The organism is Streptomyces sp. NPDC048415 (assembly GCF_040651675.1).
GTDB lineage: Bacteria > Actinomycetota > Actinomycetes > Streptomycetales > Streptomycetaceae > Streptomyces.
Genome location: NZ_JBEZKJ010000051.1, coordinates 1 through 23,929 on the forward strand (window position 1 = coordinate 1; position 23,929 = coordinate 23,929).

Sequence of the window (23,929 nt, forward strand, 5' to 3'; positions counted from 1 at the left end):
CTCTACCCCCCGCCCCGGGGGGGTTTTTGTGGTGGTGGCGCCCGGTTTGGGCCGCCGGGGGGGGGTGTTTGGTGGGGGGTGGCGGCCCCGGGCGCAGGGCCTCCCGGCCCCTCCTCATGTGCGACAGACCGCAGAGGGAGGCGTTGTCAGTGCCCCGCTCTACTGTGGGCCGGACACAGGATTCCTGGAAATCCTCGACTACAGGAGTGGCCCATGACGACCCTGCCCGACCGGCCGAACACCGCGCTGCTCGTCATCGACGTCCAGAACGGGGTGGTGGACGGCTCCCACAACCGCGACAGCGTGATCGCGCACATCAACACCCTCGCCGACAAGGCCCGCGCGGAGGACGTGCCCGTGATCTGGGTCCAGCACTCCGACGACGACCTGAAGCGGGGCAGCCACAGCTGGCAGTACGTCCCGGAACTGGTCCGCGCCGACTCGGAACCCCTCGTCCACAAGCTCTACGGCGACTCGTTCGAAGACACCGAACTGGAGACGCTGCTCGCCGAGCGCGGCGTGGGCCGACTCCTCGTCACCGGCGCCCAGACGGACGCGTGCATCCGCTCCACCCTCCATGGAGCCCTCACGCGTGGGTACGACGTGACCCTGGTCGCCGACGCCCACACCACGGAGGACCTCACCGCGTACGGCGCTCCGACCCCGGCCCAGGTGATCGCCCACACCAACCTCTACTGGAAGTGGCAGAGCGCCCCCGGGCGCCGCGGGGGCACCGTCGACACGGCGGACGTCACGTTCACGGCGGTCGGCACGGACTGAGCCGCCGGAAGCTGCTGCCACGGAGGCCGGCCCTACTTGCCGCAGAACTCCGCCTGGATCACCGCATCGCTGTCCCCGGACCAGTCACCGTTGAAATTCAAGGAGAGGGAGTGCCGGCCGTCGGCCGTCGTCACGGCGGAGGACGTCGAGCCGTGGATGCCGCCGTCGTGGCCCCAGACGTGGACCCCGCAGCTCAGCGTGCGGTCGATGAGGCCCAGGCCGTAGCCGGCGTTCGGGGCCACACCGTCCTTGACCGTGGTCTTCATCTCGGTGAGCTGCTTGGGCGGCAGGAGCTTGCCCCGCAGCAGGGCGGAGTAGAAGCGGTTCAGGTCCGAGGAGCTGGAGATCATCTCGCCCGCCGAGGATGCCAGGGACGGGTTGAGTTTCGTGACGTCGTACGACGGGCCGGTCGCTGTCTCGGCCAGCTTCGAGTACGCGCGGCTGCTGGGGTGTGGGACGGTGACCCTCGTGCCGGGGACGGACGTGGCGTGCAGGCCCAGCGGCTTGATGACGCGGTCGCGGATCTCCGCCGCGTACGAGTGGCCCGTGACCTTGGTGATCACCATGCCCGCCAGGACGTAGTTCGTGTTCGAGTAGTTCCACGAAGTGCCCGGGGCGAAGTCCGGTTTGTGGGTCATGGCGATCTGTACCAGCTGCTCGGGCGTCTTCGTGTCGTAGCGGTGCTGGAAGAAGCCGTCCTTCAGAAAGTACCTGCGGCCGAAGTCCTCGTCCGCCGTGTAGTTGTAGATGCCGCTGGTGTGGTTGAGGAGCTGGCGGAGGGTGATCCGGCTGCCGTCGTGGCCGTTGCCCCGGACGACACCCGGGAGCCACCTCTCCACCTTGTCGTCCAGCGACAGGCGTCCCTCCGCCTCCAGTTGGAGCAGCACGGTGGAGACGAAGGTCTTCGTGATGCTGCCGACGCGGTAGCGGTCCGAGGTCGAGCGTGGCCGGCCCGTGTCCAGATCGCCCACGCCCGACGTCGCCTTCCAGGTGCCGTGCGTGTCCCTCGCGGTCGCCGTCACCCCGGGCACGCCGTCCTTCACGGCCGCGTCCATCGCCTGCCGGGTGGCGGTGTGGTCGTGGTCCCGTGCGGCGGGCGCCGCCACCGCCGGGCCCGCCAACGTCGCCGCCACCGCCACCGCGGTCGCTGCTACCAGTCCCGTACGAACTGACATGTCTTCCCCCTGTCTACCGATGAGCTGGTCAAGGGGAGGGACCTGAGAAGAGGGAGGACCGTTGCCCGCCCCTGCGGCAGTTGAGCGGCTTTCAGCCCTTCTTGAGGAGCAGCTCCGTGTTGCGGTCCCGTGACGAGCCGGAGAGGTCCGTGCGGGCGCCCGGGGCGTTGAAGGAGAGCTCGCGGTAGAGGGCGGCGAGGCCCGTCTGGGTGAGGTCGGAGAAGTCCGTGGCGTGCGGGGCGGCGGACTCGATGAGGGTGGTGAAGAGGGAGAGCGTGCCGTCCTTGTTGTCCACCAGCTCGATGACGCGGGCGAGTTGGGGGTAGTCGACGTGCGAGGCGGTGCAGATCTCCCAGAAGGAGCGGTTGCCGGGGGCGGCGTGCGGGATGATCTCGTTCTTGTGGGTGTGGCCGTTCACCCAGGCCAGGACGTTGCTGAAGCTCGCGAGGAGCGCGATGACCTCGTCGCCGCCGTGGCGCTTCTCGGCGGGGTGGGCGGGGTCGGCCTGCCTGTTGCGCATGGTCTTGCTGGTGTGATGGCTGAAGACGACGACGTAGGCGTCCTTGTTCTCGCGCAGCGTCTTCTCCAGCCAGCGCAGCTGGGCCGTGCCGATGGAGCCCTCGTAGTGGCCGCCGGGGTCGGTGGTGTCCAGGCTGACGCCGATGACGTCCTCGGCGATGCGGAACGTGTAGTACTGGGTGCCCGCGGCGAGGTTCGCGGAGGAGTAGCCGTGGCCGATGGGGCCGGGGCCGGTGTTCGCCGGGTCGAGGTGTGCCCGGATGTACTCGGCGGGCGTGAAGGGGGCGCGGTTCTCGTCGGGCGTGACCGAGCGCATCTGCCGGGCGTGCGCCTTGAGCAGGTCCCGGAACTCGGTGCCCTTCGGGCTGCTGCCGTCCTTGATGCTCTTGGCCAGGGCGGTGCACTCGGCCGAGGGCAGCGACATCAGCTTCTTGCCGCCGACGGCGAAGTCGGTGAGGTACGAGTCGCCGCGCGAGCCGTAGCAGCCCAGCGGGAGCGCGTCGTGGTTGCCGACGGTGGAGTACCAGGGCAGGCTCAGGCCGGGGCTGCGCAGCTCGCGGATCGCCGCCTCGAGGAAGCCGTCGATACGCGGGAAGCCGAGCTGCTTGTCGGCGTCGCGCAGGGCCGCGTCGGGCTGCCAGTACGTCTTGAGGCCACTGGACTGGACGCCCTCGTAGTGGCGCGGGTCGCCGCTGTTGGGGCTGAGGCGGCCACCGCTCATGACCTTCAGGAACCACTCCAGCTCTGTCTTGGAGTTGTTGTCCGTGTTGTCCCCCGTGGTCATGACGAAGTGCAGCGGGGAGCCGGTGACGGGGGCTCCCCGCAGCGAGTTGACCCGCTCGACGAGCGACACGGCGCCGGCGACGCTGAGGGTCTCGTGCGGACGCCAGGCACTCTTGTTCTGGGCCCGCAGGTACTCCAGGCGCAGCGGGTGCTGGGCGTCGATCAGGTGCAGGTCGGTGAGCTGCACGAACGCGGCGAGCGTGGTGCGCCGCTCGGCCCGGCCGGACTTGGCCGCGGCCAGCTCACCGCGGACGAGCCGCTTCCACCCGGGGCCGTCGCCGAGCCGCCGGTACCCGGTGGAGCCGGAGCGCGGGGCGGCGACGGAGCGCAGGGTGGTGCCGCGCGTGTACGGGACCAGTTCGGCGGGGGCCGGCGGGCTCACCGCGCTGGAGCGGGCGTCGGAGTGCGCGAGGGAGTCGGCGACCGGCGCCTGGCTCGTCGTGGCGGCGTGCGCCGGAGAGCCCGGGCGCAGGGCGAGGCCGATCCCGGCGGAGAGGGACACCGCTCCGGTGGCGGCCAGCAGGGTGCGGCGGTTGAGGGCGGGTACGGCAGCGACAGAGCGTATGCGCGACATGGCGCGGTCTCCCCGAGTGCGAACGCGTCGGCAGTGGTCGCGGGGCGTTCGACTGGCGAACTCCCCGCTCACACTGGATCGTTGGCACCGGGGGTGACCTGCGCGTTAACTGAGCGGCAACGGCCAACGCCGATCACCGTACGTGGATCTTGGACTACCCTGCGCGTCCATGGAGCGCTCCCCGAACGGCCGGAACGCGGTCACTCCGCGTTCATCTGCCGGGGTAGTCAACCCTCACGGGTTGGCCGGCGAGTACTCGGGCGCCGCCCAGCGCAGCGGACTGGCGGCCGGCGTCTCGACGACCTCGGTGACCGTGAAGCGGACGGTCCGCTCTCCGTCGGGGGCGAAGTCCGTGCGGGCCGTGCCCGTGAGCTGGAGCGCCGACCCGGACGCCCAGTCCAGGAAGAGCAGCCCGGCGCGCGGGTCGGCCGCCAGGTTCCCGAGGGTGAGGAACATGGAGTTCCCCGGGTAGTCGCGCCACCGGATCTCATGCGGTGAATCGACGTGCACGAAGCCGGGGTTGCCGCCCCGATGGCTCGCGTCGGCCCCGTGCGCGTGGACCGTGGCAAGGAAGAAGGTGTCGGCACGCTCGATGAACTCCCGTTGGCGAGAAGAGAGTTCTCCACTCAAGCGAGCCACTCCGGGCACCCGCTCGACCGTCTCGTACGACACCCTTTTCTGAAGGTATTTGGGGCAGTTGGCGAAGACCTGGTCGGCCTCGACCGCGAACCCTCGGGGTGTCGGCCGGCTCCGTCCATTGAGGCGCATACGGCGACGGGTGCGCGGGTCGAGTGCGAGGGTGCCGACCGGAGTGCCGTCCGCACAGAGCGCGGCTGCCAGCGGGTCGCCCGCTCCGAGCCCGCCGGCGACCGAGATCTGCCGGGGTCCCGTGGCCCGTACGAAGCCGGGCTCCCCGGTGAGCAGCGAGGCCCGGACCGCGCCGCTTTCCGGGTCCGCGGCGCCCACGATCAGCATCGGCTGGAGTTCGAGGAAGGCGGCGGCCACCGGCCGGATGCCCTGCCCGACGGCCTGCCCCACATGATCGGCGAGGTCGCGGACGCCGACCCGGTCCTGCACGGCGCGCGAGCCCGAGTGGTACGTCATCACGGACCCCGATCTAGAAGAAACCGCAGGTCGGCGCGGAGGCCGACGGTGCCGGTGTGTCCTCGGCCCCGCTCGGCGCGTAGATCTCCAGCCGCGTGCCGTCCGGGTCGTGGAAGAAGATGCCACCCGAGGCCGAGCCCTCGCGGTGGGCGACGACACCCTCGTACGCGAACTCGACGCCATGGACGCGCAGGGCCCTCTCGTACTCCCTGACCTGCTCGACGGAGTCGACCTCGAGGGCGAGGTGGTGCAGGCCGGCGCGACCCTTGTCGTACGAGCTCTGCGCCTGCTGCCAGAGCGTGAGCACAGGGCGGCCGGCGTCTCCGAGGAAGGCGTACCGCCGCTCTTCCTCCTTGCCCTGGCCGATCACGCCGAAGCCCAGCAGGTCGCGGTAGAAGGCGAGCGAGCGGTCGAGGTCGGTGACGTTCAGGCCGATGTGGCCGGTGCGCGGAGTCATGACAGTCCCCTCAGTCGATGGCGGCCCCATGGAGGAGGCTAACCCCTGTCTGTGACATTAGAGGTTAGAATCGGAGGGCGCAACCAGTCACATACTCTTGACCGGTTAGCAGCGAAGGGAGCCCCACCATGTCCGCCGTCCGTGACCCCCGCCCGCTCACCGGCGAGCCGGTCTCGCTCGACCTGCTCAACACCCGCTGGAACCGCGAGGGAGTGGTGCAGGACCTGCTGACGGACACCGATGGGCTGGCCGTGTGGCTGGCGGGCAACGGGCTGGACTTCCCGGCCGACGACACCGTTCTGCGGCACACGCTCCAGGCCCGCGACGCGCTGCGCTCCGCCGTCGACGGCTCCCTCGCCGAAGGCGCCGCCCGCGTCGACGCCGTCCTCGCGCACGGGTGCGTCCGCGTGACGCTGACCGACCGGGGTCCGGGCGAGAGCGCCGAGTTCGACGACCCGTCCTGGGGGCCGGCCTGGCTCGCCGCCCGCGACTATCTGAAGCTGCTGAGCGCCGCCCCCGACCGCATCCGCCGCTGCGCCCACGACACCTGCATCCTGCACTTCTTCGACACCTCACGGAACGGCACCCGCCGCTGGTGCTCCATGGCGGCGTGCGGTAACCGCGCGAAGGCGTCCCGCCACTACGCGCGTACGAAGGAGTTCTGAGCCTTCGCACATGTCATGGCATACACCGGCATAACCGGCGTGGCGCATGGCGGAATTACGCCATGCGTCCATCCCGTCCCGGTCAACTCTCCCCAAACAACTGCCCCTTAGGTAAAGCTGAGCGGTCATCCGGGTCCACATACCGGACTGATGCGATCGGGCCCCGGAGGAACGTCGGGGCCGGTCGCTCCTCGCTCGTTCCTTTACCTACAAGGGATGCAGATGACCTCCGACCCTCAGCGCGCTCCGATATCGGGCGCGAGACGCGTGGCCCGCATAGCCGTGGCCGCGGGCCTGGTGGCCGCGCTCTCCGCGGCCGGGCCGATACCCATGGCCTTCTCCGCGAACGCGAACGGGAGCGCGACGGCCGACACCCCGGCCACCGACCCCGGCACCAAGTCCGCCGCCGCCAAGCTCGGTTCGACCGACGCCGACCTTCTCGCCGAGGCCAAGGCCAACGGCGACAAGAACGTCACGATGATGATCGCCACCGCTCCGGGCCAGACCGAGCAGGTCGCCAAGGAGCTGGACGCGGTCAAGGGCGGCTCCGTGGGCCGCACCTACGACAAGCTCGGCTACGTCCGCGCCACCGTCCCGACCGGCAGGGCCGACTCGGCCATCGCCGCCGCCGCGAAGCTGTCCTCGGTGCACGGGATCGACCTGCGCCAGGAGATCGCGCTGGACGACCCGACGCCGAGCGCCGACACGGCGAAGAGTGCCAACAACGCCTCCACGGCCGCCACGTACTCGGGTCCGAGCAAGAACACCCCCGCCGAGAACCCGTACAACCCGTCCTTCGAGACGGGCGCCGTCGACTTCGTGAAGGACCACCCGAAGGCGGACGGCCGGGGTATCACCATCGGCATCCTCGACTCCGGCGTGGACCTCGGCCACCCCGCGCTGCAGAAGACCACCACCGGCGAGCGCAAGATCGTCGACTGGGTCACCTCCACCGACCCGATCGCGGACGGCGACGCCACCTGGCGCCCGATGGTCACGGCGGTGTCCGGGCCCACCTTCACCTACAGCGGCAAGACGTGGGTGGCGCCTTCGGGCTCGTACGAGATCAGCACGTTCAAGGAGTCCGCGACCACGGGCGGCGACGCCAAGGGCGACGCGAACCGGGACGGCGACACCACCGACTCCTGGGGTGTGCTCTACGACGCCACGGCCGGCACCGTCACCGTCGACCTGAACAACAACAACGACTTCACCGACGACACGCCGATGAAGCCGTACAAGGACGGCTACCAGATCGGCTACTTCGGCACCGACGACCCGACGACCGACGTCGTCGAGCGCCAGCCGTTCGTCGTGGAGATCCGCAAGGACGTCCCGATGGACCCGTACGGCGGGTCCTGGGTCGGCAAGAAGGCCGACTTCGTCAACATCGGCGTCATCGAGTCCGAGCACGGCACGCACGTCGCGGGCATCACCTCCGCGAACGGCCTGTTCGGCGGCAAGATGAACGGCGCGGCCCCGGGCGCGAAGATCGTCTCCTCGCGGGCCTGCACCTGGAGCGGCGGCTGCACCAACGTCGCGCTCACCGAGGGCATGATCGACCTCGTCGCCAACCGCGGCGTCGACATCGTCAACATGTCCATCGGCGGTCTGCCCGCGCTCAACGACGGCAACAACGCGCGCTCCGAGCTCTACACGCGTCTCATCGACACCTACGGCGTCCAGCTGGTGATCTCCGCGGGCAACTCGGGCCCCGGCGCCAACACCATCGGCGACCCGGGCCTGGCCGACAAGGTCATCTCGGTCGGCGCGGCCATCTCCAAGGAGACCTGGGCGTCGAACTACGGCTCGCAGGTGGAGAAGACGTACGCGCTGCTGCCCTTCTCCTCGCGCGGCCCGCGGGAGGACGGCGGCTTCACGCCGACGCTGACCGCGCCCGGCGCCTCCATCAACTCCACGCAGACCTGGCTGCCGGGCTCCCCGGTCGCCGAGGCGGGCTACTCGCTGCCGGCCGGCTACTCGATGCTGCAGGGCACCTCGATGGCGTCCCCGCAGGCCGCGGGCGCCTCGGCGCTGCTGCTGAGCGCCGCCAAGCAGAAGGGCATCGAGCTGAAGCCCGCCACCCTGCGCACGGCGCTGACCTCGACCGCCGACCACATCACGGGTGTGCAGGCGTACGCGGAGGGTGCGGGCCTCATCAACATCGGGGACGCCTGGGACTCCATCAAGGACGGCGCCTCCGCCCACGACTACACCGTGAAGGCGCCGGTCGACACCGCGATCGACTACGCGCTGAAGACGCCGGGATTCGGCACGGGCCTGTACGACCGAGAGGGCGGGCTCAAGGCCGGTGACAAGAAGACGTACGACATCACGATCACCCGTACGTCCGGCGCCGACCGCGCGATCCGTCACGAGCTGTACTTCGAGAACAACGCCGCCGGCACCTTCAAGATCGTCGGCTCGGACGAGGTCAAGCTGCCGCTGAACCAGCCGGTGACCGTCAAGGTCCAGGCCGCGCCCAGGTCAGCCGGTCTCAAGAGCGCGATCCTCGAGGTCGACGACCCGAAGACCGAAGGCGTCGACAAGCAGATCCTGTCGACCGTCGTCGTCTCGGCCCCGGTCAAGTACACCTACTCGGCGTCGAGTTCGGTGCAGCGCAACAGCAGCCAGTCGTACTTCGTCACCGTCCCCGAGGGCGCCAAGTCCCTCGAGGTCGCCATCGGCGGGCTGAAGGACAAGAGCCAGACCCGGTTCATCGCGATCCACCCGTACGGCGTTCCGGTCGACAACACCGGGACCCCCTACTGCTACCCGAACTACCTCGACGGCAACGGCTGCAAGCCCGACGTGCGCTCCTACGCGGACCCGCAGGCCGGCGTCTGGGAGATCGAGGTCGAGTCGCGCCGTACGTCGCCGCTGCTCGACAACCCGTACAAGCTCGACGTCTCGGTGCTCGGCGCGGCCTTCGACCCGGCCGTCGTGACCGTCCCCGAGGCCAAGGTCGGTACCCCGGCCACCGCCTCCTGGAAGGTGACGAACAACTACGCCGCGCTGGAGGGCACCCTGAAGGGCGGCCCGCTCGGCTCCGCGAAGAACGCGCGGCCGACCATCGCCCAGGGCGCGACGCAGACCACCACGGTCGAGGTGCCCGCGGGCGCCACGTCGCTGAACGTCGTCATCGGCAATGTGTCGGACACGGCGGCCGACCTCGACCTGACGGTGAAGAACGCCGCCGGGACCGTCGTCGGCTCGTCCGCGGACGGTGACTCCGAGGAAGCCGTCTCCCTCGCCTCGCCCGCCGCCGGGACGTACACGATCGAGGTCGCGGGCTACTCGGTCCCGTCCGGCTCGACCGCGTACGACTACCAGGACGTGTTCTTCTCGTCCGCGCTCGGCACGGTCACGGTCGACCAGTCCGCGCCGGTGACGCTCGGCACGGGCGACTCGGCGACGGTGTCCGGCTCGGTCACCGCCGCCGCGGCGGCGCCCGAGGGACGCGAGTTCTTCGGCCAGGTCCAGCTGGTGAACGCGCGCGGCACGGTCGCGGGCATCGGCAGCGTGAAGATCGAGAAGGTCACCCCGTAACTGCTTCTACGGTGGTGGGGCGGGCGTCCGGGAACGGGCGCCCGCCCTTTCTCCTGCTCCTGCTCCTGCTCCTGCTCCTGCTCCTGCTCCTGCTCATTTACAGGCCAGGCCCGCCGCCTGAGGCAGCGCCTTGAGGATCCACTCCCGGTCGCGGGCGATGTCCTTCTCCGCCGTGACCCATCGGTCGGGCATCGCCGCGCCGGTCCTGATGCCGACGAGTGCGTGCTGTCCCTTGTGCGGGCGCGGGTCCATCACCGTGTCCATCACGAAGGTGACCTGGTCCTTCCCCTTCGCCGGCTTGTAGGCGCGGTCCACGTGGAGGGTGATCCGGTCCTGCTCCGCGCCGGGCACCGGCTCGACCTCGGTGACGGTGCCCTCCACGACGAGCCGGGCGCACGCGAGGTAGCCCGGGCCCTCGACCGAGGAGCCGCCGCCGCTGCCCGCCTTGGACGACGCCGCGTCGTTGCTCCCGCCGACGCCCCCGCCCTGCGCGATCAGCCAGCCCATCCCGACGATCCCCGAGGCGACCACGGCCGCGGCCAGGCTGCCCAGGGTGACGGCGAGCGCGCCCGGATGCCGGGAGCGCTTCTTGGGGGCGCCCGCGGGACGCCGGTTCCTGGCCTTCCGGGGCTTACGGGCCGGGCGGGCGGGCTCGGTCACCTTCCCGGCGTCCGCCAGCGCGTCCCCGATGACCGACAGCTGCTCCCGCAGCAGCGCCACATCCGCCGCCGCGGCACGGTGGCGCGCCATGAACTCGGCGTCGGCGCGGGCCTGGTCCGTCAGCGGCTCGTCCGTGATCGCGGCCATGAGCGCGTCGGCGACCGGATTGCCCTCGTACTCGGCCACGTCACACCACCTCGTCCTCGTGCAGGCGGGCGCGCAACGCGTTGACCGCCGTGTGCAGCCTGCTCTTGACCGTGCCCTCCGGGATGCCGAGCTCCTCGGCGATCCCGCGCACGGGCAGATCGGCGAAGAAGCGCAGCACGAGGACCTGGCGCTGGGCGTCGGGCAGTTCGTCCAGGCCCTGCGCGACGGCCAGCGACAGCACGCTGGAGTCCTCGCCGGAGGGGTGTTCCAGCTGCCGCAGCGAGGCAAGACGTTCCCCGAGGCGCTCCTGGCGGCGCTTGGCCCGGTGCCAGTCCATCGCCAGGTTCGAGGCGACGACCGCCGCCCACGCGGACACGTCGCGAGGCGCCTCGTCGCCCTTCGCCGCCCGCTCCAGCAGCCGCAGGCGAACCTGCTGCACCCCGTCCGGCAGGTCCGCCTGCGGTACGCCGCCGAGCGCGAGCACCGCCCGCACCCGGCGCTCCTGCGCCACGTCCAGGGGATCGTCCGCTCCCTCGACGCGGCGGGCCTTTCTGCGCAGCACAGCCACCCCTCCCCTCCCGCGTTTCCTCTACGACGCCGGTGCGGGCCAAAACGTTCGGCCCGCCGCGGCGGAGTTTCACGGCCCCGGCATGGAGTCGTACGTCACACCGGTCCCGGCACGATCCGGTGCTCGGCGTGCGTGACCGGTGCGGCCGATCCGTACGGATTCCGGTTCCTGGCCGCCGCAGGGGGGATTTCTTCGGACCGGCACCGGCTGCCGCTGGACGATCGGGGCCCGGGGCAGGTCGGTCCGGCGTCCCATTCCTCGGGCGGCGCGGGGAAAGGATTGGACACGTGGGCACGGGTCAGACGCATCATGGAAACGCTGGACCACGTAAAACGCACGCAAAGGGAGTCGCCGTGAGGGTCGGAATCGTCGGAGCCACCGGTCAGGTCGGCACAGTCATGCGCAGGATCCTGGTCGAGCGGGCCTTCCCGGTCGACGAGCTGCGCCTGTTCGCCTCGGCCCGCTCGGCCGGCACGGTGCTCGACGGTGTGACGGTGGAGGACGCCGCCACGGCCGACTACACGGGCCTGGACATCGTGATCTTCTCCGCGGGCGGCGCCACCTCCAAGGCGCTGGCCGAGAAGGTCGCCTCGCAGGGCGCGGTCGTGATCGACAACTCATCCGCCTGGCGCAAGGACCCGGACGTACCCCTGGTGGTCTCCGAGGTGAACCCGCACGCGATCGCCGACCGGCCCAAGGGCATCATCGCCAACCCGAACTGCACGACGATGGCCGCGATGCCGGTGCTGAAGCCGCTGCACGAGGAGGCGGGTCTCGAGGCGCTCGTCGTCGCCACCTACCAGGCGGTGTCCGGCTCCGGTGTCGCGGGCGTGGCCGAGCTGCACGGGCAGGCCCTGAAGGTCGTCGCCGACGCCGACAAGCTCACCCACGACGGCGCGGCGGTCGACTTCCCCGAGCCGCAGGTCTACAAGCGTCCCATCGCCTTCAACGTGCTCCCGCTCGCCGGCTCCATCGTCGAGGACGGTCTGCACGAGACGGACGAGGAGCAGAAGCTCCGCAACGAGTCCCGCAAGATCCTGGAGATCCCGGCCCTCAAGGTCTCCGGCACCTGCGTCCGCGTCCCCGTCTTCTCCGGCCACTCCCTCCAGGTGAACGCCCGCTTCGCGCGCCCGATCTCGGTGGAGCGCGCCACGGAGCTGCTCGCGGGCGCCCCGGGCGTCGTCCTCTCCGACATTCCGACCCCCCTCGAGGCGGCCGGCAAGGACGCTTCGTACGTCGGCCGCATCCGCACCGACGAGACCGCCGACAACGGCCTCGCGCTCTTCGTCTCGAGCGACAACCTCCGCAAGGGTGCCGCGCTGAACGCGGTCCAGATCGCGGAGCTGGTGGCGGCGCAGCTCAAGGACCTCAAGGCCTGACGTCCGGCGCGGGAGAAGGGATAGCGTCACGGCGTCCCCGCGTGACGCTTTCCCGGAGGTTCCCGTGGTCGTCGATGCCGTGTGCCGCAGCTGTGGGAAGGCGCTGCCCGACCGGGCGGGGCGCACCGGTCGGACCTCGGTGTACTGCTCCGCCGCCTGCCGGCAGAAGGCGTACCGGGACCGGCGGGCGGCCCCCACGGACACCGTGCGAGGGCTCATCGAGGAGGTCGGCCGGCAGGTCGAGGCGCTGGTGCCGCAGCCGCCGTCCGTCTTCTACTCCGGGGTGAGCGAGCTGGCCTCCTCCGTGGGGCGGCTGCGGCGTGTCGCCCGGGTCGCCCGGGACACCGCGAAGGAGGGCAGGGCAGCCGGGGACGATTCCGTCACGGGTGACGGCGTTACGCAAGTCCCTCTCAGTGAGGGTGACTTCGCGGCGCTCGTGGAGTCCTGCCGACGCGAGCTGCGCGTGCACTGCTACCGCATGTCGGGCTCGTACGACGACGCCGAGGACCTCGTACAGGAGACGTTCCTGCGGGCCTGGCGGGCGCGGGACGGCTACGCCGGGCGGGCGAGCCTACGGACGTGGCTGTACCGGATCGCCACCAACACCTGCCTGGACTTCCAGCGGCGTACGGCCCGCCGCCCCCAGCGCTACGAGCCGCTGCCCGGTATGAACCACGGCGGCGCCGAGCCCCCGGCCCGCGTCACCTGGCTCCAGCCGTACCCCGACGAGGACCTGCCCTCCCCCGAGGACCAGCCGGACACGGCGGCCGTCTCCCGGGAGACCCTGGAGCTCGTCTTCCTCGCCGCCATCCAGCATCTGCCGCCCCGCCAGCGTGCCGTCCTCGTGCTGCGCGACGTACTGGGCCTCAGCGCCGCGGAGACCGCCGAGGCGCTGGAGATGACCGTGGCCTCGGTCAACAGCGCGTTGCAGCGCGCCCGGCCCACCCTGCGCGACCGTCTGCCCCACCGCCGCGCCGAGTGGACCGCCGAGGCCGACGCCCGTGAACGCGAGGTCCTGCGGCGTTACATGGCCGCCGCCGAGCGCCTCGACCTCACCGAGGTCGCGAGCCTGCTCAGCGAGGACATCACCCTCACCATGCCGCCGAACCCGTTCTGGTTCGTCGGCCGCGAGGCGATCACCGACTTCCTGCGGCCCAGCCTCGACCCCGCGTCCCCGATGTTCTTCGGGCACTGGCGCCACCTGCCCGCCCGCGCGAACGGGCAGCTCGCGGCCGGGGGTTACGTCCGCCGCCCGGGTACGGCCGTCTATCGTGCCCAGGTTCTCGACGTACTCCGTATCGAGGGCGACCGCATCGTGGAGATCACCTCCTTCGAACCGCACCTCTTCCCGGCGTTCGGGCTGCCGCCGCGGCTCCCGGCCGACCGATGAGCGAAGACCGATGAGCGATGAGCGAAGACCGATGAGTGGCTGACGGCGCGTACGTCTGTATGGCCGACACGTACGACCGAACCCTCCAAGGAGAGATCACCATGCTGCTCACCGACAAGACCGCGATCGTCTACGGCGCCGGCGGAAGCATCGGCGGCGCCGTCGCCCGTGCCTTCGCCCGCGAGGGCGCCCGGGTGCACCTCGTGGGGCGTACCGGGGAGACGCTCGACGCGGTCGCCAAGGACATCGTGGCGGCGGGCGGGCACGCCGACACGGCCGTGCTCGACGCCCTGGACGAGGCGGCGGTCGAGGCGCACGTGGCATCGCTGGACGCCGTCGACGTCTCCTTCAACCTCGTCACCCGCGGCGATGTGCAGGGCATGTCGCTGCTCGACATGCCCGTCGAGGACTTCGTACGGCCCGTGGAGACCGGCATCCGGGCCAACTTCGTCACCGCCCGCGCCGCCGCCCGGCGCATGGCCGAGCGCGGCTCCGGCGTGATCCTCACCCTCAACAGCGGTTCCGCGCACGGCAGTCCGATGATGGGCGGCACGGGGCCCGCGGACGCGGCGATCGACACGCTGGTGCGGAACCTGGCGCTGGAGCTGGGTCCGCGCGGACTGCGGGCGGTGGGCCTGTGGGCGGCCGGGGTGCCGGAGACGCTGACCCGTCAGAAGCTCGCCGCGGTGAACAGCGGCATGGACCTCGACGAGAACGCGATCCAGGGCCTGCTGGCCAACCTGGCGGGCATGCGCATGACCCGCCGCAATCCGACGCTTCCCGAGATCGCGGCCACCGCCGCCTTTCTCGCCTCCGACCACGCCGGCGGGATCACCGGCACGTTCGTCAACGTCACGGGCGGGATGTTCCCCGGCTGACTCGTCGATCGCGCCACCACGTGCGGACCCGGAGCGCATGCACTCCGCCGAGGGTGACGACGACGGCCGTCGCGTCGGGACGCCGCCCGGCCGAGGGGCCGGGGCCCAGGCGGGACACCGCGCGAGCGAACAGCGTGATGTCCGGGGGCAGGGCAACGGTGGCGAGGAACGCGAGACACAGCGTGGTGCCGACCGGGCGCACGGCGGGCGGGTGACCGAACCGGTCACCCGCCCGCCGTTGCCACCGGTACGTCCGCCGCCTAGGCGTCCGCCGCCGCGTCAGCCGCCTGGGCCCGCAGCGCCCGCTCGACGCCCGAGCGGGACTCCGAGATCAGGCGTCGCAGGGCCGCGTTGGGCTCGGCGGAGGCCAGCCAGGCGTCCGTCTTGGCGAGGGTCTCCTCGGAGACCTGGACGGACGGGTAGAGGCCGATGGCGATCTGCTGGGCGATCTCGTGCGAGCGGGCGTCCCAGACGTCCTTGACCACGGCGAAGAACTTGTCGGTGTACGGGGCGAGCAGTTCCCGCTGGTCGGTCTGGACGAAGCCGCCGATCACCGCTTCCTGCACGGCGTTCGGGAGCTTGTCGGACTCGACGACCGAGGCCCAGGCCTCCGCCTTCGCCTCCTCGGTGGGCCGGGCGGCACGGGCGGTCGTCGCGTGCCGCTCACCGGCGGCCGTCTTGTCGCGCTCGTACTCGGCGGCGATCTCCGCCTCGTCGAAGCGTCCGACCGCGGCGAGCCGCTCGACGAACGCCCAGCGCAGCTCGGTGTCCACGGCGAGGCCCTCGATGGTCTCGCGGCCCTCGAGCAGCGCCTCCAGGAGGTCCAGCTGCTCCGGCGTACGGGCGGTCGCCGCGAAGGCGCGCGCCCAGGCCAGCTGGTGGTCGCTGCCGGGCTCGGCCGCGCGCAGGTGAGCGAGCGTCGCCTCGGTCCAGCGGGTCAGCAGGGCCTCGCGCGTGGTGGGGTCGGCGTACAGCTCGATCGCCAGCTTCACCTGGCGGTGCAGCGACTGCACGACACCGATGTCGGACTCCTTGCCGATGCCGGACAGGACCAGGGACAGGTAGTCGCGGGTCGCGAGTTCGGCGTCGCGCGTCATGTCCCAGGCCGACGCCCAGCACAGGGCGCGCGGGAGGGAGGACTCGAAGTCGCCGAGGTGCTCGGTGACGAAGGCGAGCGAGGCCTCGTCGAGGCGGACCTTGGCGTACGACAGGTCGTCGTCGTTGAGCAGGACGACGTCCGGGCGGCGCGTGCCGACGAGCTGCGGTACGGCGGTCAGCTCGCCGTCCACGTCAAGCTCCAGGCGCTCGTCGCGCACCAGCTTGCCGCTGCCCCCGTCGAGGCCGTACAGGCCGACCGCGATCCGGTGCGGGCGCAGGGTCGGCTCGCCCTTGGCGCCGGCGGGCAGCGCCGGGGCCTCCTGGCGGATGGCGAAGGAGGTGATGACGCCGTTCGCGTCGGTCTCGATCTGCGGGCGCAGGATGTTGATGCCGGCGGTCTGCAGCCACTTCTGCGACCAGTTCCCCAGGTCGCGTCCGGAGGTCTCCTCCAGGGCGCCCAGCAGGTCGGACAGGCGCGTGTTGCCGAACGCGTGCGCCTTGAAGTACGCCTGCACGCCCCGGAAGAACTCGTCCATGCCGACGTACGCGACGAGCTGCTTGAGCACGCTCGCGCCCTTGGCGTACGTGATGCCGTCGAAGTTGACGAGTACGTCGTCCAGGTCGCGGATCTCGGCCATGATCGGGTGGGTGGAGGGCAGCTGGTCCTGCCGGTAGGCCCACGTCTTCATGGAGTTGGCGAAGGTGGTCCAGGAGTGCGGCCACCGGCTCTCGGGGTGGTACGCCTGGCAGGCGATGGAGGTGTAGGTGGCGAACGACTCGTTCAGCCACAGGTCGTTCCACCACTCCATGGTCACAAGGTCGCCGAACCACATGTGGGCCAGCTCGTGCAGGATCGTCTCCGCGCGCACCTCGTACGCGGCGTCGGTCACCTTGGACCGGAACACGTACTGGTCACGGATGGTGACCGCGCCCGCGTTCTCCATCGCGCCCGCGTTGAACTCCGGCACGAAGAGCTGGTCGTACTTCTTGAACGGGTAGGCGTAGTCGAACTTCTCCTGGAACCAGTCGAAGCCCTGCCGGGTCACCTCGAAGATCGCGTCCGAGTCGAGGTACTCGGCGAGCGAGGGACGGCAGTAGATGCCGAGCGGGACCGACTGCCCGTCCTTCTCGTACACACTGTGGACGGAGTGGTACGGGCCGACGATCAGCGCGGTGATGTACGTGGAGATCCGCGGCGTCGGCTCGAAGACCCAGACGTCGTCCTTGGGCTCCGGCGTCGGCGAGTTGGAGATGACGGTCCAGCCGGTCGGCGCCTTCACGGTGAACTGGAAGGTGGCCTTCAGGTCGGGCTGCTCGAAGGACGCGAAGACGCGGCGGGCGTCCGGGACCTCGAACTGGGTGTAGAGGTATGCCTGTTGGTCGACGGGGTCGACGAACCGGTGGAGGCCCTCACCGGTGTTGGTGTACGCGCAGTCCGCGACCACGCGCAGCACGTTGCGTCCCTCCAGGAGGCCCGGGAGCGCGATCCGCGAGTCCTTGAAGACCTCGGCGGGCTCGAGCGCGTCCCCGTTCAGGGTGACCTCGTGGACCGTCGGGGCCACCAGGTCGATGAAGGACTCCGCGCCGGTCTCGTCGACATCGAAGCGCACCGTGGTCACGGACCTGTAGGTGCCGCCCTCCTGCGCGCCGGAGAGGTCGAGATCGATCTCGTACGAGTCAACGGTGAGCAGCTTCGCCCTCTGCTGCGCCTCTTCGCGGGTCAGGTTTGTGCCAGGCACGCGGTCATCTCCTCGTTATGTGTGGGTTGCGCCATCCTTCCACGGGACCCGCGCACAGCGCGATGTCCCTTTCCCGTGCCGGAACGGAGGCGCGCCCCGGACCGCCCCCCACCCCCTAGCGTCCACCCGCCGCCTCACGGAGCGCGTCCAGCACGAACCCCACCGCGGCCCCTTCCTCCGCCCCCCGGCGCACCGCCGCGACCACGTGCCGATGGGGCCGATCGTCCCCGAGCTCCCGCATGACGACCCCCTCCCGCCGCACCGCCGCCATCCGCGGCACCAGCGCGACCCCCATCCCCGCCTCGACCATCGCGAGGATCGCGGTCCATCCGGCCGCGGAGTGGCCCTGGTGCGGGCTGAACCCGGCCGCCTCGCACGCCCCGCGCGTGATGTCCGACCACGGCCCGCTCCCGCCGAAGATCCACGGCTCGGCGGCGAAGTCGGCGAGCCGCACGGTCGGTGCGGCGGCGAGGGCGTGGCCGCGCGGGAGGGCGAGGTCGAGCGGGTCGGCGAGCAGCGGCACCCGGGTGAAGCGGGGGTCCGCCGCCGACGGCGCCTGCGCGGCCAGCGACAGGGCGAGGTCCACCGCCCCGGCGCCGAGCAGCTCGAACGCCTCCGCCGCCTCGGCCTCCCGTACCTGCACAAAGATCCCTGGCCGGGCCGCCCGCAGCGCCCGTACGGCGGGGACGACGAGCGCGGGCACGGCGGTGGAGAAGGCGCCGACCCGCACCTGCCCGACCTCACCGTGCGCATAGGCGGCCAACTCGGCGTCGGCGCGCTCCAGTTGCTCGAAGACGGCCTCGGCGTGCCGCAGCACGAGGTGCGCCGCGTCAGTGAGCCGCACCCGCCGCCCCTCTGCTTCCAGGAGGGTCACGCCGAGCTGCTTCGCGAGATTCGTCAGCTGCTGCGACACGGCCGAAGGGGTCATCAGCAGCGCCTCGGCGGTCGCGGTGACGGTCCCGCGTTCGCGCAGCGTCCGCAGGATCTCCAGCTTCCTGATGTCCCACTTGTCGTACTCGGCCATGGCGGCCAACCTATCCCGCCGCCCGGTGGGCACTCAGCGGGTTCGCGGTGCGGCGCCGAGGACGACTCCGCCGAGGATGAGGGCCATGCAGAGCACTTGCGTCCAGGTCGTCCGCTCGCCGAGGAGTACGTACGACAGGGCGGCCACGCAGACCGGCTGGAGGTAGTAGACGGTTCCCGCGCGGGCCGCGCCGATGAGGGAGATCGCCTTGTTCCAGGCGAAGAAGGCGACCGCGGAGGAGGCGACCCCGACATAGAGGAGGGGGCCGACGGTGGCGGGCGTGGGCGTGAAGGTTCCTTCGGCGCCCACGCTCAGCACGTACGCCGGGAGCAGCATCGCGGTGCCCAGGGCGAAGGTGCCGAAAAGGAAGGCGAGGCCGGTGAGTTGGGCGGGCTTGCGGCGCAGGAGTGCGCTGTACGACGCGAAGCACGTCGCCGCCGCGATCATCCAGAGGTCGCCCGACGCGAAGTCCGCCGCCCCCTTGCCCACGAGGAGCAGAACGCCCGCGCAGGCGATCAGCATCCCGGCGACACGGCGCGCCCCGAGGCGTACGCCCCCGAGACGTTCGTACACCGCCATCAGGACCGGCGACGCGGCCATGATCATGCCCATGTTGCCGGCGGAGGTGGCGACGGCGGCCTGGTTGACCAGCGTGTTGTACACGGTGACGCCGAGCAGGGCGGCGAGGAGGAGATGCCCGAGGTGCCGGCGTACCAGCGCCCGCTGCCGCCAGGCCTCGCGCGCCGCGAACGGGGCGACGGCCACGAGAGCGACGACCCAGCGCCAGAACGCCTGCTGGATGGGCGGCACGCTGTCGTGCAGGGCACGCGCGGCGACGAAGCTGCCGGACCAGACGACCGTGGCGACGGCGGCGAGGGCGATGCCGAGTCCGGCCGCCCCCTTCTTCGCCGTCGCGCCGGTCACGCCGTGCGGATGCGTCCGGTCCAGGACTGCCACGGATATCCCTTGCCTTTCGGTGGTCGGGGGAAGCTGCCCGACTACCGTCGCAGGGCGGGAACTGTCACGTCCATCGAATCTTTTCGAGCAATCCTTTCAGAATTACTGAAAGGTTCAGCGGTGACGACTGCCGCCGTACGCGGCTTGAGCTGGCCGAAGACGGTCGCCCCGAACGCCAGCGCCATGCCCGCCAGCTGCACCGGCGTCAGCGTCTGCCCCAGCGCCGTCCACCCGATGAGGGCCGCGGTCAGCGGCGAGAGCGGACCGAGGAAGGTGACCTGGGTGGCGGTGAGCCGGCCGATACCGCGGAACCAGAGCCAGTACGCGACCGCCGTGTTCGCCAGCGCGAGGTACAGGTAACCGCCGACCGCCCGGCCGTCCAGCGCGGGCGGCGCACCCTCGACGAGGAGGGCGACCGGCACGATCAGCAGTCCGCCGGCCGTCAGCTGCCAGGCGGTGAGCGCCAGCGGGCCGACCCCGTCCGGCCGCCCCCACCGCTTGGTGAGCACGGTTCCGGTGGACATCGAGGCGGTCGAGGCGAGCGCCGCGAGCACGCCCACCGGGTCGAGCGCCCCGGCCGCCCTCAGGACGACGAGGCTGACACCGAGGGCCGCGGCGATACCGGTGAGGAGCGTACGGAGGGTCGGCCGGTCGCCGAGCAGCAGCGCCGACAGGCCCGCGACGAACAGCGGCCCGATCGAGCCGACCACCGCCGCCATCCCGCCGGGCAGCCGGTACGCGGAGAGGAACAGCAGCGGGAAGAAGGCCCCGATGTTCAGCGCGCCCAGCACGGCCGCCTTCCCCCACCAGACGCCGCGCGGCAGCACCCGCGCCAGCGCGAGGAGCAGCAGCCCGGCGGGCAGGGCACGCATCGCCGCGGTGAACAGGGGCCGGTCGGGCGGCAGGAGCTCGGTGGTGACGGCGTAGGTGCTGCCCCAGGAGATGGGGGCGAGCGCGGTGAGGGCTATGAGGGCGGAGCGGTTCGCGGCCATGACGGCACCCTTCAAAGTAGGCCAGTGATAAGTAGCTTAGCTCTAAGCTACTTATCGTCAAGCCACTTTCTTGCGGCCGACCTACCAGCGGCGGATACTCGCCCCATGAGCACGCCCCAAGACCCCGTCGACGCGATCATCGAACAGTGGGCCACCGTCCGCCCGGACCTCGACACCGCCGCGATGGAGGTCTTCGGACGGATCTTCCGGCTCTCCCGGGCGATGGGCGACCGCATGGAGAAGGCGTACGCGCGCTACGGCATCTCGCGCGGCGAGTTCGACGTCCTGGCCACGCTGCGCCGGTCGAACGCCCCGTACACACTCTCGCCCCGACAGCTCTCGGCGACGCTCATGCTCACCACCGGCGGCATGACCGGGCGCCTGGACAAGCTGGAGCGCGCCGGGCTGCTGCGCCGCTCACCCGATCCACACGACCGGCGCGGGCTGCAGGTCACGCTCACGGCCGAGGGCCTGCGCCTCATCGACGAGGCCGTCGGGGCGGGACTCGCCGTCCAGAGCGAGGCGCTCTCCACCCTCGACGGGGAGCAGGCCGGACAACTGGCCGCCCTGCTGCGCCAGTTGCTGGCCGGCGCCACTTCCTAGACCGCGCGGGCCCGGCGAGCCCAGGGCGTTGCTCAGCGCCGCCTCGACCGCCGCCGCGTCCGGGGACTCCGCCGCCCAGGCCACGTATCCGTCGGGCCGCACCAGCACGGTCGTACGCCGGTCGCCTGCCCAGCTCTCCACGGCGAGGCGCGCCGATGCCGAGGCCGGCGTCGGCGCCGACCCCGGCGCGATGAGAACGAACCGGCCGCCGCGCAGCGCCTCGTAGAGGCGACCGCCGCCGCGCAGGGCGACGTCCGGCATCCGCTTGCCGACCAGGGGATGGGCGCCGTGCGGCGCCTTGTAGGCGTACCCGATGCCCGTGATCTCACCCGCCGTCCTGCGGCGGGCGGGGCCGACGTGACTGAGGAACGCGGTGAGCCCGGCGCGCAGCGCCAGCGTCCACGGGTACTTGGCCATCGCGAGCCGCACGATGCCGCCGCTGCTGCGCAGCACGGACTTGCCGACGGGGTGGCGTTCAGCCTGATAGCTGTCCAACAGGGCGGCGCCCGCCTGGCCGTTGAGGACGGCCGCCAGCTTCCAGCTCAGGTTCGCCGCGTCCTGGAGACCGGTGTTCATGCCCTGGCCGCCGGCCGGGGTGTGCACATGCGCGGCATCGCCGGCCAGGAAGACGCGGCCCACGCGATAGGCGGGCGCCTGGCGTTCGTCGCTGTGGAAGCGGGACATCCAGCGGGCGTCGCGCATGCCGTAGTCACGGCCGAGGGCGAGCCGGGCGATCTCCTTGACCTCGTCGAGCTCGAGCGGCTCGCTGTCGGGGACGTTCCGGCCGCGGTGCCAGCCGATCACCCGGTAGTAGCCGTCGCCGAAGGGCGCGATGAAGGCGAAGGCGTCGCCGACGGCGTTGGCGGTCAGCACCGACTCCGGCTCCTCGTCGAGCAGGACGTCCGCGAGTACGACGGACCGGATGACCGACTTGCCGGGGAACGGCAGCCCGATCGCGTCCCGCACCGCGCTGCGCATCCCGTCCGCCCCGACGACGTACGCGGCGCTCAGCTCCGCCGACCCACCGTCCGGGCCGCGCACCTGGAGCGTCACCCCGTCCGCGTCCTGACGCAGCCCGGTCACCTCGGTCTCGTACAGGAACCGGACCCCGGCCTGCTCCGCGTGAGCGCGCAACGCCTCCTCCACCTCGTACTGCGGAATCACGAGGAGGTGGTTGAAGCGGGAGGGGAGGGTGTCGAGCGCGACGGTGAGCCCGCCGAAGAGACGGATGCGGTCGAGTGGGCGGCCCTTGAGCTCCAGGTCGTCGGCGAGACCGCGGGCGTCGAGCTGCTCCAGGGTGCGGGCGTGCAGGACGAAGGCGCGGGAGAGGTTACTGATCTCGCGCGACCGCTTCTCGACGAGGACGACGGGGACGCCGGCGGTGGCGAGATCGCCCGCCAGCAGCAGCCCGGTGGGGCCGGAGCCGACGACGATGACGCCGTGGGGGGTGGTGGGGCTCGTGTCGCCGGTGTTGCCGGTGTTATCAGTGTGGCCGGTGTTGTCCCTGTGGCCGGTGTTGTCCCTGTTGCCGGTGCTGCCGTTCATGGCGACCTCCTCTTGCCAACACTTGTTGGCCAACAAGTGTTGACCGACAATCCCTACTTGCCAACACTTGTTGGCCAACGCTTGTTTGCCAACATAAGGTGGCACCACTGGACTGTCAACACGTGTTGGCCTACGGTCGTTGGCATGGATCTCAGGGAACAGCCCGCACCCACGTCGGCGGCAAGAGTGACGGCGGCTTCGAGGACCGTCGCACCCACACCCGTACCCCGCCGCTCCGACGCCACCCGCACGGCGATCCTCACGGCCGCCCGCGAGCGCTTCGCGGCCGACGGCTACGAGCGGGCCACGATCCGCGCCATCGCCAAGGACGCGCGGATCGACCCATCGATGGTCATGCGTTACTACGGCTCGAAGGAGGGACTGTTCGCCGCCGTGCTCGACGTCGATCTGCGGCTGCCCGATCCGGCGGCCCTCGACCCGCACGACGTGGGCCGCGTCCTGGTGAACCACTTCCTCGACCTGTGGGACGAGAACGAGGTGCTCACGGCGATACTCCGGGTCGGCGTCACCAACCAGGCCGGCGCCGAGCGTATGCAGGCCATCTTCAAGGACCAGCTCATGCCGGTCGCGCGGCGCGCCTGCCCCGATCCCGAGCAGGCGCCTGCCCGGGCCGCGCTCTGCGCCTCACAGGTGCTCGGGTTCGCGCTCACCCGCTACGTCCTGCGGTTCGGGCCGGCCGTCGCGCTGACCCGCGAGGAGGTCGTGGCGTGGCTGGGCCCGACGGTGCAGCGGTATCTGACGGCGCCGCATCCGTAGCCGAGGAGAGCCCAGGCCCAGAAACACGTCGAGGGAGTCCGCGCACCCGGGGCGGATACGGCGGACTCCCTCGACGGAGAGATTGGGGAGCGGAGCCGGGGCTCAGCTCTGCTTCTGCTGCTTGTGGGACTTGTCCAGGACCATCACGAGGCCGGCGATGACCGCGAACAGCACGAGCGGCGCGGCGACGTAGAGGCCCAGCGTGTCGATCACGCTCAGGCCCTTGCCGGGGTCGTCACCGTCGTCGCGGATGGCCGCGAGCGCGGGGGACGACATGAGCAGCATCATCAGCGTCGTACCGGCGGCCAGGGCGCCGGCGCGCAGGGCGTTCTTCTTGTCCACAGTGCAAACGTAGCGAACACCTGAATGAGCCGCGCGCCCGGGGTGCCCGTACGGACACGTCAACACTCCGCACGCCCCGGGCGCCGTACACGCCCCGCGCGCCCTACGAACGCCTCAGCACTCCACACGCCCCAGGCGCCGTACATGCCCCGGGCGCCACACGAACGCCTCAGCGCTCCACACGCCCCGGGCGCCACACGAACCCCTCGACGCCCCGCGCGCCC

19 protein-coding genes and 1 pseudogene are annotated in these 23,929 nt (G+C 71.2%); 8 read left to right on the forward strand and 12 right to left on the reverse strand.

What is annotated here, in order from left to right; translation table 11 throughout:
- The first annotated feature begins 213 nt into the window (after nucleotides 1–213).
- Complete coding sequence (locus tag AB0D27_RS28125) at nucleotides 214–780, forward strand: cysteine hydrolase family protein (protein WP_362514349.1); 567 nt, start codon at nucleotides 214–216, stop codon at nucleotides 778–780.
- A gap of 32 nt (nucleotides 781–812) precedes the next feature.
- Here AB0D27_RS28125 and AB0D27_RS28130 read toward each other — a convergent pair whose 3' ends face one another.
- The 4 genes from AB0D27_RS28130 to AB0D27_RS28145 form a co-directional block, all read right to left on the reverse strand.
- Nucleotides 813–1,955, reverse strand: a complete 1,143-nt coding sequence (locus tag AB0D27_RS28130; RefSeq protein ID WP_362514352.1) for a serine hydrolase domain-containing protein — start codon at nucleotides 1,953–1,955, stop codon at nucleotides 813–815.
- Nucleotides 1,956–2,046: 91 nt separating this feature from the next.
- On the reverse strand, nucleotides 2,047–3,831 hold the full coding sequence (locus tag AB0D27_RS28135; protein WP_362514355.1) for a TIGR03767 family metallophosphoesterase: 1,785 nt from the start codon (nucleotides 3,829–3,831) through the stop codon (nucleotides 2,047–2,049).
- Nucleotides 3,832–4,065: 234 nt separating this feature from the next.
- Nucleotides 4,066–4,935 carry a pyridoxamine 5'-phosphate oxidase family protein gene (locus AB0D27_RS28140; protein WP_362514357.1) on the reverse strand — a complete coding sequence of 290 codons (870 nt, stop codon included), beginning with the start codon at nucleotides 4,933–4,935 and terminating at the stop codon, nucleotides 4,066–4,068.
- Nucleotides 4,936–4,948: 13 nt separating this feature from the next.
- Entirely contained in the window at nucleotides 4,949–5,392 is a 444-nt protein-coding gene (locus AB0D27_RS28145; RefSeq protein ID WP_362514360.1) for a VOC family protein, read from the reverse strand.
- 128 nt (nucleotides 5,393–5,520) lie between these two features.
- On the opposite strand from AB0D27_RS28145, the gene AB0D27_RS28150 reads away from it, so the two are divergent.
- On the forward strand, nucleotides 5,521–6,057 hold the full coding sequence (locus AB0D27_RS28150) for a CGNR zinc finger domain-containing protein (RefSeq protein ID WP_362514363.1): 537 nt from the start codon (nucleotides 5,521–5,523) through the stop codon (nucleotides 6,055–6,057).
- Nucleotides 6,058–6,279: 222 nt separating this feature from the next.
- Complete coding sequence (locus tag AB0D27_RS28155; protein ID WP_362514366.1) at nucleotides 6,280–9,606, forward strand: S8 family serine peptidase; 3,327 nt, start codon at nucleotides 6,280–6,282, stop codon at nucleotides 9,604–9,606.
- Between the two features lie 93 nt (nucleotides 9,607–9,699).
- On the opposite strand, the gene AB0D27_RS28160 is transcribed toward AB0D27_RS28155, so the two are convergent.
- Together AB0D27_RS28160 and AB0D27_RS28165 are read right to left on the reverse strand one after the other, a co-directional pair.
- A complete protein-coding gene (locus AB0D27_RS28160; protein WP_362514368.1) occupies nucleotides 9,700–10,452 on the reverse strand; it encodes a hypothetical protein in 753 nt (250 codons plus the stop codon).
- A gap of 1 nt (nucleotide 10,453) precedes the next feature.
- Nucleotides 10,454–10,981, reverse strand: coding sequence for a sigma-70 family RNA polymerase sigma factor (locus tag AB0D27_RS28165; RefSeq protein WP_362514371.1), 528 nt, complete (start codon nucleotides 10,979–10,981; stop codon nucleotides 10,454–10,456).
- Nucleotides 10,982–11,334: 353 nt separating this feature from the next.
- Between AB0D27_RS28165 and AB0D27_RS28170 the strand changes: the two genes are divergently transcribed.
- The 3 genes from AB0D27_RS28170 (at nucleotide 11,335) to AB0D27_RS28180 (ending at nucleotide 14,628) form a co-directional block, all read left to right on the forward strand.
- The gene (locus tag AB0D27_RS28170) at nucleotides 11,335–12,360 is read left to right on the forward strand and encodes an aspartate-semialdehyde dehydrogenase (protein ID WP_362514374.1); all 1,026 of its coding nucleotides are present in this window, start codon (nucleotides 11,335–11,337) and stop codon (nucleotides 12,358–12,360) included.
- Nucleotides 12,361–12,424: 64 nt separating this feature from the next.
- Nucleotides 12,425–13,750, forward strand: a complete 1,326-nt coding sequence (locus AB0D27_RS28175; RefSeq protein ID WP_362514376.1) for a sigma-70 family RNA polymerase sigma factor — start codon at nucleotides 12,425–12,427, stop codon at nucleotides 13,748–13,750.
- Between the two features lie 101 nt (nucleotides 13,751–13,851).
- The gene (locus tag AB0D27_RS28180) at nucleotides 13,852–14,628 is read left to right on the forward strand and encodes an SDR family oxidoreductase (RefSeq protein WP_362514478.1); all 777 of its coding nucleotides are present in this window, start codon (nucleotides 13,852–13,854) and stop codon (nucleotides 14,626–14,628) included.
- Between the two features lie 260 nt (nucleotides 14,629–14,888).
- Here the strand turns inward: AB0D27_RS28180 and pepN are convergent, their stop codons facing one another.
- The 4 genes from pepN to AB0D27_RS28200 form a co-directional block, all read right to left on the reverse strand.
- On the reverse strand, nucleotides 14,889–17,465 hold the full coding sequence (gene pepN, locus AB0D27_RS28185; protein WP_362514378.1) for an aminopeptidase N: 2,577 nt from the start codon (nucleotides 17,463–17,465) through the stop codon (nucleotides 14,889–14,891).
- 115 nt (nucleotides 17,466–17,580) lie between these two features.
- Nucleotides 17,581–18,489, reverse strand: a complete 909-nt coding sequence (locus AB0D27_RS28190; protein WP_362514380.1) for a LysR substrate-binding domain-containing protein — start codon at nucleotides 18,487–18,489, stop codon at nucleotides 17,581–17,583.
- A gap of 33 nt (nucleotides 18,490–18,522) precedes the next feature.
- A complete protein-coding gene (locus AB0D27_RS28195) occupies nucleotides 18,523–19,437 on the reverse strand; it encodes an EamA family transporter (protein ID WP_362514480.1) in 915 nt (304 codons plus the stop codon).
- Nucleotides 19,438–19,487: 50 nt separating this feature from the next.
- Nucleotides 19,488–20,438 carry an EamA family transporter gene (locus tag AB0D27_RS28200; RefSeq protein WP_362514382.1) on the reverse strand — a complete coding sequence of 317 codons (951 nt, stop codon included), beginning with the start codon at nucleotides 20,436–20,438 and terminating at the stop codon, nucleotides 19,488–19,490.
- A gap of 105 nt (nucleotides 20,439–20,543) precedes the next feature.
- Between AB0D27_RS28200 and AB0D27_RS28205 the strand changes: the two genes are divergently transcribed.
- Entirely contained in the window at nucleotides 20,544–21,041 is a 498-nt protein-coding gene (locus tag AB0D27_RS28205; RefSeq protein ID WP_362514385.1) for a MarR family transcriptional regulator, read from the forward strand.
- Between the two features lie 18 nt (nucleotides 21,042–21,059).
- Here the strand turns inward: AB0D27_RS28205 and AB0D27_RS28210 are convergent.
- Nucleotides 21,060–22,586 (reverse strand): annotated as a pseudogene (locus AB0D27_RS28210) (FAD-dependent monooxygenase); the annotation flags it as partial.
- 144 nt (nucleotides 22,587–22,730) lie between these two features.
- Between AB0D27_RS28210 and AB0D27_RS28215 the strand changes: the two are divergent.
- Nucleotides 22,731–23,363 (forward strand): TetR family transcriptional regulator, encoded by a 633-nt coding sequence (locus tag AB0D27_RS28215; RefSeq protein ID WP_362514387.1) that lies wholly within the window; start codon nucleotides 22,731–22,733, stop codon nucleotides 23,361–23,363.
- A gap of 102 nt (nucleotides 23,364–23,465) precedes the next feature.
- Here AB0D27_RS28215 and AB0D27_RS28220 read toward each other — a convergent pair whose 3' ends face one another.
- Nucleotides 23,466–23,705 (reverse strand): hypothetical protein, encoded by a 240-nt coding sequence (locus AB0D27_RS28220; protein WP_362514390.1) that lies wholly within the window; start codon nucleotides 23,703–23,705, stop codon nucleotides 23,466–23,468.
- Nucleotides 23,706–23,929 lie beyond the last annotated feature (224 nt).

What these genes read in the sequence shown, in the direction of transcription:
- AB0D27_RS28155 (WP_362514366.1), top strand. Translation starts at nt 6,280, where the DNA reads ATGACCTCCGACCCTCAGCGCGCTCCGATATCGGGCGCGAGACGCGTG.
- AB0D27_RS28190 (WP_362514380.1), bottom strand. Translation starts at nt 18,489, where the DNA reads ATGGCCGAGTACGACAAGTGGGACATCAGGAAGCTGGAGATCCTGCGG.
- AB0D27_RS28140 (WP_362514357.1), bottom strand. Translation starts at nt 4,935, where the DNA reads ATGACGTACCACTCGGGCTCGCGCGCCGTGCAGGACCGGGTCGGCGTC.
- AB0D27_RS28145 (WP_362514360.1), bottom strand. Translation starts at nt 5,392, where the DNA reads ATGACTCCGCGCACCGGCCACATCGGCCTGAACGTCACCGACCTCGAC.
- AB0D27_RS28180 (WP_362514478.1), top strand. Translation starts at nt 13,852, where the DNA reads ATGCTGCTCACCGACAAGACCGCGATCGTCTACGGCGCCGGCGGAAGC.
- AB0D27_RS28135 (WP_362514355.1), bottom strand. Translation starts at nt 3,831, where the DNA reads ATGTCGCGCATACGCTCTGTCGCTGCCGTACCCGCCCTCAACCGCCGC.
- AB0D27_RS28130 (WP_362514352.1), bottom strand. Translation starts at nt 1,955, where the DNA reads ATGTCAGTTCGTACGGGACTGGTAGCAGCGACCGCGGTGGCGGTGGCG.
- AB0D27_RS28215 (WP_362514387.1), top strand. Translation starts at nt 22,731, where the DNA reads ATGGATCTCAGGGAACAGCCCGCACCCACGTCGGCGGCAAGAGTGACG.
- AB0D27_RS28200 (WP_362514382.1), bottom strand. Translation starts at nt 20,438, where the DNA reads ATGGCCGCGAACCGCTCCGCCCTCATAGCCCTCACCGCGCTCGCCCCC.
- AB0D27_RS28150 (WP_362514363.1), top strand. Translation starts at nt 5,521, where the DNA reads ATGTCCGCCGTCCGTGACCCCCGCCCGCTCACCGGCGAGCCGGTCTCG.
- AB0D27_RS28205 (WP_362514385.1), top strand. Translation starts at nt 20,544, where the DNA reads ATGAGCACGCCCCAAGACCCCGTCGACGCGATCATCGAACAGTGGGCC.
- AB0D27_RS28125 (WP_362514349.1), top strand. Translation starts at nt 214, where the DNA reads ATGACGACCCTGCCCGACCGGCCGAACACCGCGCTGCTCGTCATCGAC.